Origin of the sequence: Sulfuriflexus mobilis (assembly GCF_003967195.1) — a bacterium.
Taxonomy (GTDB): domain Bacteria; phylum Pseudomonadota; class Gammaproteobacteria; order AKS1; family AKS1; genus Sulfuriflexus; species Sulfuriflexus mobilis.
Genome location: NZ_AP018725.1, coordinates 343,033 through 356,771, shown reverse-complemented (window position 1 = coordinate 356,771; position 13,739 = coordinate 343,033). Strand labels below are relative to the sequence as shown.

The 13,739-nt window shown below is 51.1% G+C and carries 17 protein-coding genes; 12 read left to right on the top strand and 5 right to left on the bottom strand.

The genetic code is table 11. From position 1 onward, the window contains the following. Positions 1–83: 83 nt before the first annotated feature. On the bottom strand, positions 84–470 hold the full coding sequence (locus EL386_RS01790) for a hypothetical protein (protein WP_126452698.1): 387 nt from the start codon (positions 468–470) through the stop codon (positions 84–86). A gap of 120 nt (positions 471–590) precedes the next feature. Beyond that, on the bottom strand, positions 591–1,502 hold the full coding sequence (locus EL386_RS01785; RefSeq protein ID WP_126452696.1) for a LysR family transcriptional regulator: 912 nt from the start codon (positions 1,500–1,502) through the stop codon (positions 591–593). Between the two features lie 221 nt (positions 1,503–1,723). Between EL386_RS01785 and EL386_RS01780 the strand changes: the two genes are divergently transcribed. The 10 genes from EL386_RS01780 to EL386_RS01735 all read left to right on the top strand — a co-directional run bounded on the left by EL386_RS01780 (position 1,724) and on the right by EL386_RS01735 (position 10,613). Next, the gene (locus tag EL386_RS01780; RefSeq protein WP_126457188.1) at positions 1,724–3,145 is read left to right on the top strand and encodes a form I ribulose bisphosphate carboxylase large subunit; all 1,422 of its coding nucleotides are present in this window, start codon (positions 1,724–1,726) and stop codon (positions 3,143–3,145) included. A gap of 103 nt (positions 3,146–3,248) precedes the next feature. Continuing rightward, positions 3,249–3,608 carry a ribulose bisphosphate carboxylase small subunit gene (locus EL386_RS01775; RefSeq protein WP_126452694.1) on the top strand — a complete coding sequence of 120 codons (360 nt, stop codon included), beginning with the start codon at positions 3,249–3,251 and terminating at the stop codon, positions 3,606–3,608. 185 nt (positions 3,609–3,793) lie between these two features. Then, positions 3,794–4,105, top strand: a complete 312-nt coding sequence (locus EL386_RS01770) for a hypothetical protein (RefSeq protein ID WP_126452692.1) — start codon at positions 3,794–3,796, stop codon at positions 4,103–4,105. 52 nt (positions 4,106–4,157) lie between these two features. Continuing rightward, positions 4,158–4,985 carry a CbbQ/NirQ/NorQ/GpvN family protein gene (locus EL386_RS01765; protein ID WP_126452690.1) on the top strand — a complete coding sequence of 276 codons (828 nt, stop codon included), beginning with the start codon at positions 4,158–4,160 and terminating at the stop codon, positions 4,983–4,985. 239 nt (positions 4,986–5,224) lie between these two features. After that, positions 5,225–7,567 (top strand): nitric oxide reductase activation protein NorD, encoded by a 2,343-nt coding sequence (locus EL386_RS01760; RefSeq protein WP_126452688.1) that lies wholly within the window; start codon positions 5,225–5,227, stop codon positions 7,565–7,567. Positions 7,568–7,577: 10 nt separating this feature from the next. After that, positions 7,578–8,120 carry a TIGR00645 family protein gene (locus EL386_RS01755; RefSeq protein ID WP_126452686.1) on the top strand — a complete coding sequence of 181 codons (543 nt, stop codon included), beginning with the start codon at positions 7,578–7,580 and terminating at the stop codon, positions 8,118–8,120. Positions 8,121–8,143: 23 nt separating this feature from the next. After that, a complete protein-coding gene (locus tag EL386_RS01750; protein ID WP_126452684.1) occupies positions 8,144–8,551 on the top strand; it encodes a hypothetical protein in 408 nt (135 codons plus the stop codon). Next, positions 8,544–9,146, top strand: coding sequence for a histidine phosphatase family protein (locus tag EL386_RS01745; protein ID WP_126452682.1), 603 nt, complete (start codon positions 8,544–8,546; stop codon positions 9,144–9,146). The genes EL386_RS01750 and EL386_RS01745 overlap by 8 nt, the downstream gene beginning before the upstream one ends. A 10-nt stretch (positions 9,147–9,156) precedes the next feature. Next, positions 9,157–9,750, top strand: a complete 594-nt coding sequence (locus EL386_RS01740; RefSeq protein ID WP_126452680.1) for a class I SAM-dependent methyltransferase — start codon at positions 9,157–9,159, stop codon at positions 9,748–9,750. After that, the gene (locus tag EL386_RS01735; protein ID WP_126452678.1) at positions 9,747–10,613 is read left to right on the top strand and encodes an RluA family pseudouridine synthase; all 867 of its coding nucleotides are present in this window, start codon (positions 9,747–9,749) and stop codon (positions 10,611–10,613) included. Before EL386_RS01740 ends, EL386_RS01735 begins: the two co-directional genes overlap by 4 nt. 4 nt (positions 10,614–10,617) lie before the next feature. On the opposite strand, the gene EL386_RS01730 is transcribed toward EL386_RS01735, so the two are convergent. Next, positions 10,618–10,917 (bottom strand): hypothetical protein, encoded by a 300-nt coding sequence (locus EL386_RS01730; protein ID WP_126452676.1) that lies wholly within the window; start codon positions 10,915–10,917, stop codon positions 10,618–10,620. Positions 10,918–11,127: 210 nt separating this feature from the next. Here EL386_RS01730 and EL386_RS01725 point away from each other — a divergent pair, with 210 nt between their 5' ends. Next, positions 11,128–11,712, top strand: coding sequence for a thioredoxin family protein (locus tag EL386_RS01725; protein WP_126452674.1), 585 nt, complete (start codon positions 11,128–11,130; stop codon positions 11,710–11,712). A 124-nt stretch (positions 11,713–11,836) separates the two neighbouring features. Next, positions 11,837–12,436, top strand: a complete 600-nt coding sequence (locus tag EL386_RS01720; protein WP_126452672.1) for an OmpA family protein — start codon at positions 11,837–11,839, stop codon at positions 12,434–12,436. Between the two features lie 71 nt (positions 12,437–12,507). Here EL386_RS01720 and def read toward each other — a convergent pair whose 3' ends face one another. Together def and EL386_RS01710 are read right to left on the bottom strand one after the other, a co-directional pair. Further along, on the bottom strand, positions 12,508–13,062 hold the full coding sequence (gene def, locus EL386_RS01715) for a peptide deformylase (RefSeq protein WP_126452670.1): 555 nt from the start codon (positions 13,060–13,062) through the stop codon (positions 12,508–12,510). Then, complete coding sequence (locus EL386_RS01710) at positions 13,053–13,718, bottom strand: methionyl-tRNA formyltransferase (RefSeq protein ID WP_126452669.1); 666 nt, start codon at positions 13,716–13,718, stop codon at positions 13,053–13,055. The genes def and EL386_RS01710 overlap by 10 nt, the downstream gene beginning before the upstream one ends. Between the last annotated feature and the right edge of the window lie 21 nt (positions 13,719–13,739).

The following is a 13,739-nucleotide window of genomic DNA, read 5'->3' as shown; positions in this document are numbered from 1 at the left end:
CTTAACTCCACAACAAAACACAAATCATGCCGTTGACGGCATGCGGTTGTTACACACATTACTAAGGTGTAACTGTTTTGAAGTCAGGCTATAGGGGGGCGAAGCTCGGTAAGGGGGTAAATGCCGCGAATCGATGTTGTCAGGGCACCCACCGAAAATGAAGAAGCGACTCGCATAAACTGTATGAGGCCAAGCATAGCCAGACTGCTATGGGCACTGGCACAACTGACCTTGCATTGCCCGGCACATTCACAACCGTCGGCTGCCTGACACTTCTCAGAACATTTAGAGGTATCCCTGGCCATGTCGTGTTCCATCGAACTGTCCTGCATCGCATTCTGGCTATGTACATCCATGCTTTCACACTTCATCTCGGCATGATCAGACACTGCCATATCGGCCGCGGCAAAATGTAGCGGCGCAATCAACAGTGACAATATCAACCAACAATGAGCGAGAAACTTCAGCATGTCTTTATCATATCATCCTAAAAGGTGCTGTACAGTCTATCCATCAGCTTTTCTGACCCCAATCGATGCCGAGGGTTCCCTGATCAATCCCTACCTGTCTCTATATATAAGCTATGATTTTCAGGCCATGGGGAATTGCAGGATTTTACCGGCCTCTTCCAGCACAAAATCTTTGAAGGCAGCCGCCACCGGAGACAGACGCTTACCCTTACGTTGCACAATGTACCAGTGACGCAGGATAGGCAGGGATTCGACATCGAGGACCACCAGCCGCCGCATTTCCAGTTCCAACTCCAGCGTGTGCAGGGAGACGATCCCCAGGCCGAGGCCCGCCTGCACGGCCTGCTTGATGGCCTCGTTCGAGCTCATTTCCATGCTGGTGGTCAGGTGCGCACCCTGCTTGGCAAAAAACCGCTCCATGGCGATTCGAGTACCGGAGCCGGGTTCACGCATAATAAAGGTCTCTTCCTGCAGGCGTTGGATGGAAATTGCCTTCTCCCCCGCCAGTGGGTGTTCGGGGGGCGCAATCACCACCAGCGGGTTATCCAAAAAGGCCTTGGCCTCCAGATCCAGGTTTTCCGGTGGCAGACCCATGATCACCATATCTGTATCATTGGCCTCCAGGTGTGAAATGAGGCCCTCGCGGTTGGTCACATCCAGGTTCACGGTGACGGCCTCATGGCGGGCACTGAAGACGGCCAGCAGGCGCGGGGCAAAATAATTGGCGGTACTCGCTACGGCAATCTGCAGGCGCCCTCGCCTGACGCCCTTTATATCTTCGAATATCTGCTCGGTTTCATCGAGCTGGCGATCGATAATGCGACTGGTCTGGTAGAGTTCATGGCCGGCCTCGGTCAGGAAGATCTTTTTACCCACCTGTTCAAACAAGGCGACACCAATATTCGACTCTAACTGCTTGATTTGCATAGAGACTGCTGGCTGGGATAAATGAAGCGCTTCAGCGGCACGGGTAAAACTCTTGAGTCGCCCCACTGCCTCGAAGACCCGGAGCTGTCGCAGGGTCACATTCATAGATTTAACCACCTCATAAAACCATAAGCTTTTACTTATGATCTTTATCATAAATATTGAGTGTTAATTATGCACCAATGATCCTATATTGCCCAGCCTCAAGTGGTGGAGGAGCTGAAATAATCGGGTAACAAATACCCTTTATTCTCTCAACAGGTCGCGCTAAGCTGCGGCCCCTCTCCATCAGAGACACAGTTTTTTTATTGACCATCAGGAGGCCTATCATGGCAAAGACCTATAATGCGGGCGTAAAAGAATACCGCGAAACTTACTGGATGCCGGATTACACGCCGCTAGACACCGATCTTCTAGCATGTTTCAAAATCACTCCACAAGAAGGTGTACCTCGTGAAGAAGTTGCAGCAGCTGTTGCGGCTGAATCTTCAACGGGTACCTGGACAACAGTTTGGACTGACCTGCTGACTGATCTGGATCACTACAAAGGTCGCGCCTACGCAATCGAAGACGTACCGGGTGATGACACCTGTTTCTATGCTTTTGTTGCTTACCCAATCGATCTGTTCGAAGAAGGTTCAGTTGTTAACGTTCTGACTTCACTGGTGGGTAACGTATTCGGCTTTAAGGCCCTGCGTGCCCTGCGTCTCGAAGATATCCGCTTCCCGATTGCCTATGTCATGACCTGTAATGGACCACCTCAGGGTATCCAGGTAGAACGCGACATCCTCAACAAGTACGGTCGTCCTCTGCTGGGTTGTACCATCAAGCCTAAGCTTGGTCTGTCTGCCAAGAACTATGGTCGCGCCTGTTACGAAGGTCTGCGTGGTGGTCTCGACTTCACCAAGGATGACGAAAACGTTAACTCACAGCCATTCATGCGCTGGCGCCACCGTTTCGACTTCGTTATGGAAGCTATCCATAAGGCCGAAGCCGAAACAGGCGAACGTAAGGGTCACTACCTGAACGTTACTGCCCCAACTGCTGACGAAATGATGCGTCGTGCTGAATATGCGAAAGAAATTGGCGCACCGATCATCATGCATGACTACCTGACCGGTGGTCTGTCTGCTAACACCCAGCTGGCTCAGTGGTGTCAGAACAACGGCATGTTGTTGCACATTCACCGCGCCATGCACGCGGTTCTCGACCGCAACCCGCACCACGGTATCCACTTCCGCGTACTGACCAAGGTTTTACGTCTGTCAGGTGGTGATCACCTTCACTCAGGTACGGTTGTTGGTAAGCTGGAAGGCGACCGTGAGGCAACACTGGGCTGGATCGACACAATGCGTGATTCTTACATTAAAGAAGATCGTTCACGTGGTCTGTTCTTCGACCAGGACTGGGGTTCAATGCCTGGTGTGATTCCAGTTGCTTCTGGTGGTATCCACGTATGGCACATGCCAGCACTGGTTAACATCTTTGGTGATGACTCTTGCCTGCAGTTCGGTGGCGGTACACTGGGTCACCCATGGGGCAACGCTGCTGGCGCCGCGGCTAACCGTGTCGCAGTTGAAGCCTGTGTCGAAGCCCGTAACTCTGGTGTCGAAATTGAGAAGGAAGGTAAGGACGTTCTTACCAAGGCTGCGAAACACAGCCCGGAACTCAAGATCGCCATGGAAACCTGGAAAGAAATCAAGTTCGAATTTGATACGGTTGACAAGATCGACGTCGCGCACAAATAAGCGATCCGTTTTTAAACAACAACGGCAGGGTGCCGACATTAAACCTCAGCACCTTGCCGCTTAATCAAGTTATACGAATTTAATATTTTTGGAGTAAATCACAATGAGTGACGTACAAGATTACAATTCAAGCCTGAGTGATGCTGCTCAGAGCCGTAAATATGAAACTTTTTCATACCTGCCACCTTTGACCAAAGAGTCCACTCGCGCTCAAATCCAGTACATCGTGGATAAAGGCTGGAATCCGGGTATCGAACACACTGAACCGGAAAATGCCATTAGCAACTACTGGTACATGTGGAAACTACCAATGTTTGGTGAGACTGACGTAGACGCTATCCTGGCTGAAATTGAAAACTGCCACAAAGCACACCCTAAGAACCATGTTCGTCTACTGGGCTTTGATAACTTTGCACAGTCAGCGGGTACTGCTCTAGTTGTTTACCGCGGCGTGTCTGTATAAGACTGGCGGGGTAATTATCAGCATAAAGCCCCTGCCCGAGACGATACGGACAGGGGCTTTTTTTTTGCAAGAGTTGTGTAGTACATCGAGTCAGGCAGAATACTGATTACAATGAAGTGCAGTAACATCTGACAACAGATTGCGTATAACCAGTATATGCAAACTAAATTAAAGAGTGTTAATGAATGGACAAACCAAAGAAGTACGTAGGCATCAATAATGATATCAATGGTGGTATGACAACGATTGGTAAGCTCATTCGTGATGCGTGGGTATTTGGCATTATTCCGGAAACCGAGACCTGTGAGAACTGGAACTTGGCTGGTATTGATGCATTGCTTGATAAGGTCAATATCGAATGGGATAAGTATGGCTGTCTCGTTAGTCATTTACCTGATGACTTAAGACAACGTCACCAGAGGATCCATGATGAAGCTATCGCTAATGCAAAAGCCTCTGGCTGGTGTGGCGAAGCGGAAACTGAAGACGAAAAATAATCTTATTAAAGATTTATATATTTTGATTTATATCTATAGAGAAGGGTGAGTTATGTCTAAACAAGATACCAATGTCGATCCGGCTCAATACATCATTAAAGATGAGCCCTATTACGAACCTGTTGGCGATGAGATAGCGCTCTATGAAGCTGCTTATAACGCTCGCATGCCAATGATGTTAAAAGGCCCAACCGGTTGTGGTAAATCCCGCTTTGTTGAGTACATGGCCTATAAACTCGGACGCCCACTTATTACGGTTGCCTGTAATGAAGACATGACCGCCTCCGACCTGGTTGGTCGTTTCTTGCTCGATGCCGACGGCACAAAGTGGCAGGATGGCCCGCTCACTACAGCCGCCCGTATAGGCGCCATATGCTACCTCGATGAGGTTGTTGAAGCCCGCCAGGACACTACCGTCGTCATCCACCCACTGACTGACCACCGTCGCAGCCTGCCGCTCGACAAGAAAGGCGAGCTCATCGAGGCACACCCTGATTTCCAACTGGTGATTTCTTACAACCCCGGTTACCAGAGCTTAATGAAAGACCTGAAGCAATCAACCAAACAACGTTTTGGTGGTCTTGATTTTGATTATCCGGAAGAGAAAATCGAAATAGCCATTGTTTCCAAGGAATCAGGTATTGATGAAGTCACCGCCGGCAAACTGGTACAGATTGCCCATCGTGCGCGTAACCTGAAAGGCCATGGCCTGGATGAAGGTATCTCAACCCGCTTGCTGGTTTACGCGGGACAATTGATTAATAAGGGTGTCGAACCGGTTTCTGCCTGTAACATGACCATGGTGACACCATTAACTGACGACCCGGACATGCGCGAAACACTGGCCGCGGCTGTCAGCACCTTCTTTGTTTCTGAGTAAACTAAGGAACCGCCGATCTATTCATGAACTCGTATCTTACGCCTAAAATAATCAGCTTCTGTGTTGCAAACCTTCGCAATAGCTAGCTATTACGTGCGATTCGCGCCTTGAATCTGAATATTTTAGACCATAATCTACTTCGTTCAGAATAAATCGGAGGTTCCAAACAAAGTAGTCCGTAAGTCCCCTGTGACCGACACCGCAGACGTGCTTACGTGGGCTAACATAGGGTCAAAGTAATGTCGATTAATTTAAAAGATTATGAAGAACAGCTGCAGGATGTCGCGCCGGAAGTGCGCGATGTGCTTGAGAGCATCTTTCAGGAAGCCGCCAGGGTTATGTCCCCTGCCGGTCTGCAAAAGTATCTGGATGGCGCCAAGTCTCTGTGCAATCTCGGTCGTGGTACCGATGTAGTCATTTCTTACCTGCAGAACATGCCTCTGGTCGTAAAAGAATGTGGCGAAGACATACTTGATGACAGCATTACTGCTGCGCTGAAACTCTCTTCCATGACTTCTGGTGAAGTGGTTGCATTACTCTTCAGTAGTATGCCGACTGCCGCACGTCGTCTGGGCGATGCCGAACTGTTACGTGGTTACCTGACCCTGATACATCAAACGGCATCGACGGCTTCACGCGGCCTGCGGCCAATGCTGAATCATATCGACGAGCTATTGTCCAAGCTGACCTTGAGCGGTCTGCGCCGCTGGACCCAGTTTGGCACCCAGGCGTACCGTCGTGACTACAATAATTTAATCGCCTATTTCGGTCTTGAATCACAGGACAGTAGGGCGATCTTGCAAAAAGAACGTCGCGGCGTATTGTTCATTGATACGCAGCGCAAATTAAATTTTTATTTACGTGCGCTGTGGGGCCGGGACTTTTTCTTGCGTCCAACGGGTGCGGATTACACCGACTTTCGCCCCTATATTGATAACCTGATCTTCCATATGCCCGATGCAGTAGATGATATTGGCGACATTAAAGGGCTCGAGCTATACCGTGCCACGGCTGCACACATGGCCTCACACCTCTGTTATTCCACCGCGGCTATCTCGGCTGAGGCATTAAGTCCGGCACAAATGTTCTTTATCGGTTTCATGGAGGATGCTCGCATTGAGTACAAGGCCATGAATGCTTTCCCGGGTTTGAGAAAACTCTGGCGATCCTTGCTCGACATAAACTACGAAGAAGAACCTGAGCATCCAACGATGCTGGCGCTGGAACGTATTGCATTAATGTTACTCGATAAAAATGTCTCGACCGATGATCAGGAACTGGGCGAGTTCATACAACGCTTCCACGACGAAATCGAAGCAGAGCAAGATAACAATCAATACAGCTGGCACATGGGTGTTGAGCTATTTAATCTGTTTAGCGCCCGCAAGGAAGTTCCCAGCTTGCGTATCCTTGAGCGTATTCGCATCCCCTATCGCGATGACAATCGTTTCGTCTGGGAATTTTCAGAAATCAACTGGGATCAAGGCGTCGAATACATGGCTGCCAGCCAGCGCCAGGTGCGCAGGATGGTCAGCGTCATTGAAATGGCCAATGAGGTCGACTGCGAGCTTGCCGGTGATGATGCCCAGGAAATCTGGACCTGCTCTACCAATATGCGCCCCTACGAGGATGACCTGACTGACGAGCAGATAAGCTTCAATGATATGTGGGGTAAAGAACCTGTTTCTGAACCCTTCCATTACCAGGAATGGGACTACCAGATTCAATTACACCGGCCTGACTGGGCGACGGTATATGAACGTCGTCAGCCAAAAGGGAATCCGGAAGACATCGAGGAAATCCTTACTGAACACAAACCGATTGCACACCGTATTAGACAGATTATTGACTTATTAACGCCCGCAGGTGTGCAACGTGTGCGTAACATGGAAGACGGTGATGAGATCGATCTGAATGCAGCAGTTGATGCCATGATTTCAATCCGCATGGGAGAACAACCTAACCCACGTATCACCATGCGTAATGTCTTGAAGACTCGTGACCTTTCAGTGGTGATACTCATGGATCTGTCTGAATCGACCAATGAAGCTATGGCCGGTTCGGAAAAAACCGTATTACAACTGACTCGTGAGGCGGCGACACTGGTTTCAACTGCCATCAATGGTATCGGTGATCCCTTTGCCTTGCACGGCTTCGCCTCCGATGGTCGCCACGATGTGCAATATTACCGCTTTAAGGATTTCAACCAGCATTTTGATGATGATGTGAAATCACGCCTCGCCGGCATGCAGGGTGGCTTATCTACCCGCATGGGCGCAGCGATGCGTCATGCCGGGCAACATTTATTGAAACAACCTGAACGGCGAAAATTGTTATTAATTGTGACTGATGGTGAGCCGGCGGATATCGATGAGCGCGACCCGCAACACCTGCGCCACGATACCAAAAAAGCGGTTGAAGAACTCTATAGCAAGGGTGTCCTGAGTTATTGCCTGACACTGGATCCCAACGCCGACAACTACGTCAAACGTATCTTTGGTGCCAATAACTATACCGTTATTGATAATGTCGACAGACTACCGGAACAACTACCGGTACTATTTGCCAGCCTGACATCGTAAAGAGAGTAATATGAGTAATACACCACGCAATGCTTCCATGGCTATCATGGGCAATATGATCTTCTGGAGTCGCTGGCTACAGGCACCGCTCTACCTCGGCCTGATTGTCGCACAGGGTGTCTATGTCTTCCTGTTCCTGAAGGAACTGACCCACCTGGTTGCGGACGCCAATACCTTTACCGAAAACCAGATCATGTTAATTGTTCTGGGCTTGATTGACGTAGTCATGATCGCCAATCTGTTAATCATGGTCATCATAGGGGGATACGAAACCTTCGTCTCCAGACTGCAGCTGAAAGAGCACCCTGACCAGCCACAGTGGCTGGCTCACGTTAACGCGACTACCATGAAAATTAAACTTTCCATGGCGCTGATTGGTATTTCTTCGATTCACCTGTTGAAAACCTTCATTAATGCCGAGCACATGGCCAATGACACCATCTACTGGCAGGTTGTTATCCATCTGACCTTCATCGTGTCCGCGATTGCCATGGCAGTCACAGACTTTATTATGAACAAGAGCATTGCCGTTGCACATGCTCATGAACATTAACCATCTGGAATTATTTTTCGCACATGTATGATCGCCTTGATGACATTCCCGTTTACGCCCGGCGACCAACCAAGGTTAGTGCCACGCACTACAATCACGTCAAACTGGCCCTGAAGCGACTCGGTGATGAGATACGCCTGGTCATCCCTCGACTCAAACACCTCGATCTGATCTTGCAAGACAATGCCTGGATTATTGTCGACCGTGTACTCAATGATGTTCCCATCGCTGCCTGGACCGATTTTCAGATTGACAACCGCGACAATCTACATGAAGACATACACTGCCAACTCAAGCTCTATCATATGAATGCTGAGTTGATTCTGGATCGCAGCCTGGATGCCATGGAGATGTTGCTCAGCGAAGAGTTGCCGGAAATGCTGCCTGACGATGTATCTGATGTGATCCCCTTTAAGCAACAAGATGACTGACACCAGTATTATTGACTTAATCCGCCATGGTGAGCCGGTTGGCGGCCGTGCCTACCGTGGCCATACTATCGATGACCCGCTCAATGACAAGGGCTGGCAACAGATGTGGCAGGCAGTAGGCGAACATGCGCCCTGGTCACAAATCATCTCTTCTCCACTGTTACGTTGTCGTGACTTTGCCGACGCCCTGGCCGAGAAACACGCAATCTCGGTAGAGACCGATGAGCGCCTGAAAGAGGTCGGCTTTGGGGAATGGGAAGGTAAAACCCCCGAGCAACTTAGGCACGAACGCCTGCAGGAATACGAGGCCTTTTATCAAGACCCCGTGAATAATCGACCGGTGGGTGCCGAGCCGCTCAAAGAGTTTATTAACCGCGTCACCGAGGCGTACGAGGAGACTGTTAGCCGCCACCGTGGCCAACACATCCTGCTGGTCACCCACGCCGGTGTCATACGTGCCGTCATTGCCCATATCCTTCATGCTGACCCGCTTGGCATGTATCGCATCACGGTGCACAATGCCGGTATCACGCGTATCCGTTCCACGATATATGGCGATATGCTCGAATACCATAACCACACATTAGAGAAATAAGGCTGTCACTATGGCCGACATACAGACCTATCTGGATACCCTGCGCCAGGATATCGCCTTTGATGTACGTCTGCGTGATAAGGAATTACGCTTTCGTTCTACCTGGGGACTCTTCTCACCGCGTGAGATCGATGAGGGCACACGGCTGCTGCTCGACTACATCGATATCGCCGAGGATGCCGACAGCCTCGACATCGGCTGTGGTTATGGCCCCCTTGGTATCACCCTCGCCAAACTCGCCCCCAAAGGCCAACACCTGCTGGTCGATAAGGATTTTGTCGCCATTGACTATGCAAACAAGAATATTAAAGAGAACCGCCTGGATAATGCCAGGGCCATGCTTAGCAATGCCTTTGACCAGGTTGGCGAGCGTAAATTTGATGTCATTGTTTCGAATATTCCTGCCAAGGTCGGCAAGGAGATGTTGCTGCTGATTCTCTATGATGCCCTGGCCCATCTGAATCCGGGCGGGGAACTATATGTGGTAACGATCAATGGCCTGCGCAAATTCATGAAACGCCATTTTGAAGAAGTCTTTGGTAATTACAAAAAACTCAAGCAGGGTACCAATTACACCGTCGCGCGCGCCATCAAAGAAGCATGAATAGCGAAACCGGTCCTATCGAGGTCCATATCGATGTCACTGACCATGATGCCACGGCCATTGAGCTGCTTGCGGACAAGACCACATTATCAAAATCACGCCTGAAACAGACCATGATAAAAGGCGCTGTCTGGTTCACGCGCGGTAATAAAACACAGCGTGTTCGCCGGGCGAAGAAGACCTTTCTGCCCGGTGATACCTTGCACCTCTATTATGATGAGAAGGTCCTTGCCCGTGAGCCACTGGCACCTGAACTGATTGCCGATGAAGGGGCATACAGCGTCTGGTTCAAACCTTATGGCATGTTATCACAAGGCTCGAAGTGGGGTGACCACTGCACCATCGGCCGTTGGGCCGAACAACACCTGCAACCACAACGACCGGCCTTTGTCGTTCACCGACTCGACCGTGCCGCCACCGGCCTGATACTGATAGCACACGAAAAAAAGGCTGCGGCCGCGTTGTCTGCCCTATTCCAGTCTCGTGATATTGAAAAACATTATCGTGCCGTCGTGCATGGGCGATTTCCTGATGAGGAACAATGCCTCACCACCGAGATTGATGGCAAGGCAGCAACCAGTCATGCACGCAAACTGGACTTTGCTGAAGGTGTTAACCGCAGTCTAGTGGCAATAAGAATTGAGACCGGGCGTAAACACCAAATTCGTAGACACTTGAGTGAGGCGGGTTTTCCTATCATTGGTGACCGACTCTATGGAAAAACTGAAAAAAAAGGCGCGCATGAAGACCTGCAACTGACGGCCTTCACACTCGCCTTCCTGTGCCCGATTACCGGCACCCCGCGGACATATCATTTATCCGAAGATAAACTACCGCGGCTATCGTCCCTGAACAAATCCTGATTAGTTACTGTTTGGATTCCTTGATATAGGCCTGTGCGGTTTTGACCTTATCAATACAGTCTTCATAGGCACCAAAACCCGACTGTACCCTGGCCGTCCCTAACAGGCTGGCTGCCTTGGTATATTCCCAACTACCGGAAAATCCGTTTGCATTGGCGAAATCCAGTTCCTGGTAAGCAATACTTAAATTCTTGTCACAACTCGCCGCCAGTTTGTTGGTTTCATCCGGGTTCTGTGCCGTGCTGGCACAGGCATTCAAGGTCATTGCCAGCACACTGGCCATGACTACATTACGTACTTCCATTTATCTCACCTCCTGATTTATGTGTGCAGCAAATCATAGAGACCTGCAGGAAAACAAAATGCGACCCAGGTCAAATCAGGACACATCGCTATGTCGAACAGTTCACAAAATTCCGTTTTACACCCTGCATGCCTCCGCACTTGTGGGCCATGCCGACAATGCAGTACCCTTTATCTCCACACAGGAAAACGCAAAAAAAGGACATACATAATGGCACGTACCGAATCCACCATGCTGGCCCTCGGCACCCCCGCCCCCGACTTCTCCCTGCCGGAACCGGCCAGCGGCAAGACCTTTTCGCTTGCCAACTTCACCTGCAACGAGGCCCTGCTGGTGATCTTTATGTGCAATCACTGCCCCTACGTATTGCACCTTCACAAGCAGCTGAATGACCTGATCCGTGAATACCAGCCCAGGGGGCTGGCCGCCGTAGCCATCAATGCCAATGATGTCGCCAACTACCCGGATGACAGCCCTGAGAAGATGGTCGAGGTAACAAGGACCATGGACTATTGCTTCCCCTACCTGTTTGATGAGGACCAGTCCGTTGCCAAGGCCTACAGGGCGGCCTGCACCCCGGATTTTTTCCTCTTTGACGGTGAGATGAGACTCGCCTACCGTGGCCAGTTCGATGCCTCACGCCCCAATAATGGACAGCCGGTGACCGGTAAAGATATGCGTGCCGCCATCGAGGCCGTGCTGACCGGACGGTCTATCCCCGAAGACGCACAGGTCCCAAGTATGGGTTGCAATATCAAATGGAAGGGCGGTAACGAACCGGATTATTTTGGCTAAATTTTTCTAACTTAATTGTCTCACTGGGGTATACAATCCCGAAATAAGTTCATTGATAGATATCCACTCATAAATGTGTATTTATTATCGGGCTAATCAACAACCTAATTTAGGATAAAAAATCATGCGCAAATTCATGTTCAATGCACTGTTCACAGTCTGTATTACCTTATTGGCCAGTCCTGCCTACGCACTTGAAGGGATATTGCTGGATAGACAAGGCCAATATGTGACAGATGGCTTTGGTGAGTGCGTCTCGATAGACAAACTTAAACATTTTCACAAAGATGGGGGTATTAAGTACTGCGCAGATGAAGCCAAGAAGATGGCCGAACCGGCACCAGCTCCAGCACCGGCCCCACAGGTCATCAAGAAAAACGTCAGCCTCGGTGCCCACGCCCTCTTTAACCACGATAGGTCCAACCTGCGCCCTGAAGGCAAACGTGAACTGGATGCCCTGGCTGCCAGGCTGAAATCTTTCTCTTCCGTTCGCGGCATAAATGTTGTTGGGCATACCGACAGCCAGGGTACCGATGCCTACAACCAGGGTCTCAGTGAACGCCGTGCGGCCTCTGTACGCCAGTATCTGATCAGTAAGGGAGTCAACGGCAATGTGATCACTGCCAGCGGTAAGGGTGAATCCTCTCCTGTCGCATCCAATGCGACCAAGGAAGGACGGCAACAGAACCGTCGCGTTGAAATCGGTATTCGCGCCGTCGAGTGATCGCGGATTGTTCGTGATATCAAGAAACGGGGCCTTATGGGCCCCGTTTCTTTTTCTCTGCTATCGGCCGTTCATGGCTGGTCACAGGGCGTTTTTGGGGTCCCCATCAGTCCCTCGGTCAGAAGCTCCTCGGTAAAACCAAAGTAGCGCATATCCGGGATACGCTGCGGGTAGAGAATGCCATCGAGGTGATCACACTCGTGCTGCACAACCCGGGCATGGAAACCCGTCACCTCACGGTCAATCTGTCGACCTAACTGGTCAAAACCCTTGTAATGGATATGCGTGAAGCGCGGCACCAAGCCACGCATACCGGGCACAGACAGGCAGCCTTCCCAGCCCTCATCCATGCCCTCGTTTAATGGCATGATCTGCGGGTTGATGAGCACGGTCTGCGGTACCGTCTCGGCATCCGGATAACGCGGGTTATGCCCGACCCCGAAGATCACCACACGCAGGTCGACGCCAATCTGCGGCGCGGCCAGCCCGGCCCCGTCACAGGCGGCCATGGTCTCAAACATATCCTCGATCAAGGCATCGAGTGCCGGTGTATTAAATTCGCTCACGGCCCCGGCCCGCCTGAGCAGGGCCGGATCACCCATACGTAATACCTCTCTTACCGCCATGTCGTCTGCCTCACCTTGTTTGGTAACGGTTGGTAACTGGCGCCAGCCGCAGCCTGTGGCCGTGGCCGAAGCTCGCCGGCCATCAATTCCTGAAATGCCCTGACCAGTAATTGCCCGCCCTCTGCACCCAGCCTCTGCTCGGCCTCACGCAAATCCCCGAGGGTTAAAGAAACCGCAGCCTGGCCCAGGATCGGCCCCGTATCAAGCCCCTCGTCCATCTGGTGCAGACTGATCCCGGTGTTACCCTCGGCGGCCCGCTGCTGCCAGAACAGTGGATCCGGCCCCCGATAGGCAGGCAATAATGAGGGATGCAGGTTCCACCAGCCATGGCGGGGGATGCCAAGTAGCCTGGGCGGTACCCGCCATGGGAAACAGCTACACACCACCAGTTCCGGCCCCAGTTCAGTTATTTTCGCCGCGATTTCCGCCTCTTTGCCCTGTTGCCAGCCAAGCAGGGGCAGCTCTTCCTCAAAGGCCAGGTAAGCAAGGCTATCAGGGTCACGGGGTGGCCGTACAGGCAGTGATTTCGACGGGTTAGACGTGTTGGCCGTTACCGGCATCAACACGGCCTGCGGGCGGTAGCCGGCCTCAAGCAGGGCCTCGAGCGGGCGCAGCGACAGCGGCCCACCCTGGCCGGCATAGATAAATAGTGGCATTTGCGTCTGTCCCGCACTCAC

What these genes read in the sequence shown, in the direction of transcription:
- EL386_RS01790 (WP_126452698.1), bottom strand. Translation starts at nt 470, where the DNA reads ATGCTGAAGTTTCTCGCTCATTGTTGGTTGATATTGTCACTGTTGATT.
- EL386_RS01785 (WP_126452696.1), bottom strand. Translation starts at nt 1,502, where the DNA reads ATGAATGTGACCCTGCGACAGCTCCGGGTCTTCGAGGCAGTGGGGCGA.
- EL386_RS01775 (WP_126452694.1), top strand. Translation starts at nt 3,249, where the DNA reads ATGAGTGACGTACAAGATTACAATTCAAGCCTGAGTGATGCTGCTCAG.
- EL386_RS01770 (WP_126452692.1), top strand. Translation starts at nt 3,794, where the DNA reads ATGGACAAACCAAAGAAGTACGTAGGCATCAATAATGATATCAATGGT.
- EL386_RS01765 (WP_126452690.1), top strand. Translation starts at nt 4,158, where the DNA reads ATGTCTAAACAAGATACCAATGTCGATCCGGCTCAATACATCATTAAA.
- EL386_RS01760 (WP_126452688.1), top strand. Translation starts at nt 5,225, where the DNA reads ATGTCGATTAATTTAAAAGATTATGAAGAACAGCTGCAGGATGTCGCG.
- EL386_RS01755 (WP_126452686.1), top strand. Translation starts at nt 7,578, where the DNA reads ATGAGTAATACACCACGCAATGCTTCCATGGCTATCATGGGCAATATG.
- EL386_RS01750 (WP_126452684.1), top strand. Translation starts at nt 8,144, where the DNA reads ATGTATGATCGCCTTGATGACATTCCCGTTTACGCCCGGCGACCAACC.
- EL386_RS01745 (WP_126452682.1), top strand. Translation starts at nt 8,544, where the DNA reads ATGACTGACACCAGTATTATTGACTTAATCCGCCATGGTGAGCCGGTT.
- EL386_RS01740 (WP_126452680.1), top strand. Translation starts at nt 9,157, where the DNA reads ATGGCCGACATACAGACCTATCTGGATACCCTGCGCCAGGATATCGCC.
- EL386_RS01735 (WP_126452678.1), top strand. Translation starts at nt 9,747, where the DNA reads ATGAATAGCGAAACCGGTCCTATCGAGGTCCATATCGATGTCACTGAC.
- EL386_RS01730 (WP_126452676.1), bottom strand. Translation starts at nt 10,917, where the DNA reads ATGGAAGTACGTAATGTAGTCATGGCCAGTGTGCTGGCAATGACCTTG.
- EL386_RS01725 (WP_126452674.1), top strand. Translation starts at nt 11,128, where the DNA reads ATGGCACGTACCGAATCCACCATGCTGGCCCTCGGCACCCCCGCCCCC.
- EL386_RS01720 (WP_126452672.1), top strand. Translation starts at nt 11,837, where the DNA reads ATGCGCAAATTCATGTTCAATGCACTGTTCACAGTCTGTATTACCTTA.
- def (WP_126452670.1), bottom strand. Translation starts at nt 13,062, where the DNA reads ATGGCGGTAAGAGAGGTATTACGTATGGGTGATCCGGCCCTGCTCAGG.
- EL386_RS01710 (WP_126452669.1), bottom strand. Translation starts at nt 13,718, where the DNA reads ATGCCACTATTTATCTATGCCGGCCAGGGTGGGCCGCTGTCGCTGCGC.